This is a genomic window from Streptomyces sp., from assembly GCF_031178505.1.
GTDB classification, from domain to species: domain Bacteria; phylum Actinomycetota; class Actinomycetes; order Streptomycetales; family Streptomycetaceae; genus Streptomyces; species Streptomyces gulbargensis.
The window spans coordinates 1-1,854 of the sequence record NZ_JAPSIW010001008.1 but is presented as its reverse complement, the minus strand read 5'-3'; the positions used below and the strand labels follow the sequence as shown (position 1 = coordinate 1,854).

Annotated in this window: 2 protein-coding genes; both read right to left on the bottom strand. The window is 73.0% G+C overall.

The window, feature by feature from the left end; genetic code table 11:
• Nucleotides 1–910 (bottom strand): TerD family protein (locus tag RIF68_RS35635; RefSeq protein WP_309055757.1); only part of this gene is annotated, 910 nt, incomplete at its 3' end.
• Between the two features lie 97 nt (nt 911–1,007).
• The gene (locus RIF68_RS35630) at nt 1,008–1,583 is read right to left on the bottom strand and encodes a M48 family metallopeptidase (protein WP_309055756.1); all 576 of its coding nucleotides are present in this window, start codon (nt 1,581–1,583) and stop codon (nt 1,008–1,010) included.
• Between the last annotated feature and the right edge of the window lie 271 nt (nt 1,584–1,854).

The window sequence follows — 1,854 nt, the reverse complement described above, 5'->3', positions numbered from 1 at the left end:
CGTAGGGGGCGCCGTGCGGCGGGGTCTGCCCGGGGACGTGACCGTACGGGGCGGGCTGCGGCTGCCCGTAGGGGCCGGGCGCCGGTGGCTGTCCGTAGGGGCCGGGGGCGGCGGGCGCCACGGGGGGCGGGACCTGCGCGGGGGCCAGGGGGGCCGCCATCGTGGGCGTCGCGTGGACGGGAGGCGCGGGGGCGGACGGGACGGGTGCGGGGACCGGCGGGACCGGGGCGGGCGGGGGCGCCTGGGGCGGGGCCTGGGGTGCGCCGAACGCGGGCGCGGGGACCGGGGCGGGCGGGGCGGCGGGAGCACCGAAGACCGGCGGCGCGGACGCCTGCTGCGGCGGGGCGAAACCGGGCGCCGGGGCCTGCGCGGCGGGCACCTCCTCGGCGACCTCGCCGCCGAAGTTCCGCAGGAGCGCTTCCAGGCCACCGTCGAAGCCCTGACCGACGGCGGCGAACCGCCACACGTCCTTCAGGTAGAAGTCGCCGAGCATCACCGCGCGCTCGGTGGAGAACTCCGCGCCGGTGAAAGAGTAGCGCGCGACCTCCTCGCCGCCCGCGACGATCCGCAGATGGCCGGGGCCGATCTGGGACATCTGGCCGGCGCCGTCGATGGTCGCGGTGAACGACAGCTTGTGGATGTGCGGCGGGATCCGGTCGAGGGTGACGCGGAAGGACTCCGTGTCACCGGCCTGCGCCCCGAGCAGCTGGATGGACTCCTCCGGCGACTTCGGCTGGTTGAAGAAGACGAAGTACCGGTCGTCCGAGAGCCGCTCCGCGGCGTCGAGGCCGAAACAGCTGATGTCGAAGGTCAGCCCCGGGGCCGCGATCTGCACGCCCACGTACAGATCCGTCCCGGCGGTCAGATCACTGATCTTGGCCTTGTGGCCGCGTTGGAATTCCCTGGCCATACGTAACGACCGTCCCCCATCCCGAATGGCGATTGCTCGCGTCAGGCTAACGGCTGGGGGTGACATCAAGACAGGCTGGAACGTTTTCGGTACGAAATCATTCCTCACCGGCGACATCGTGGTGCGGCAGCCTCCCGGCGGCCACCACGCCCTCCAGGTAGCCGCGCGCCCGCTCGGTGCGCGGGTACGCCTCCAGGAGCCGCCAGAAGGCGGGCCCGTGGCCGGGCACGAGCAGATGGGCCAGCTCGTGGAGGAGGACGTAGTCGACCACGTACTCGGGCATGCCCTGGAGCCGGTGGGAGAGGCGGATGCTGCCCTCGGAGGGCGTGCAGGAGCCCCAGCGGGTGTTCTGGTTGGTCACCCACCGCACGGAGGCGGGGCGGGCCCGGCCCCCGAAGAACTGCTCCGACAGGCGCAGCGCCCGCTCGGACAGCTCCCGGTCGCCGAGGACGTTCCGGTTCTCCTTGGCCTCGAGCTTGTCGAGCATCACCGCCACCCAGCGGCGCTCCTCGGCCTCGGACATCCGGGCCGGGATCAGCACGATCGTCCGGTCGCCCTCGCGGTAGGCGGAGACGGACTTCCGGCGCCGGGTGCTCCGGCGCACCTCGACCGGGCCGCTCGCCGTGGTCCGGGGCGGTGGGCTGGTCACGCTGGGCTGCGGGTCGGCGGGCATCTCCCCGAGGCTACCCGTCGACGGCACGAGAAGACCTGCCCCGGCGGCCCGCGTCGCATTCGAATGACTATTCCTCCGGCCTGTGGACAACTTTCGGCGGCTCTCGCGCGGGCCGGGGCAATCTCGTCCCGGGAGCGACGAGAGGCGTCATTCCATGATCGCGAATGGGGTGGGGAATTTGCGTCCGATGGTGAAGCCCGCGCTGCGCCGGGCCTGGCGGACTCTTCAGTGCGCGCAGTTCGGGATCACTCCGGCGCACGCGGTGGTGATG

Excerpts from the sequence above, each read along its gene's own strand:
- RIF68_RS35630 (WP_309055756.1), bottom strand. The coding sequence starts at position 1,583 with ATGCCCGCCGACCCGCAGCCCAGCGTGACCAGCCCACCGCCCCGGACC.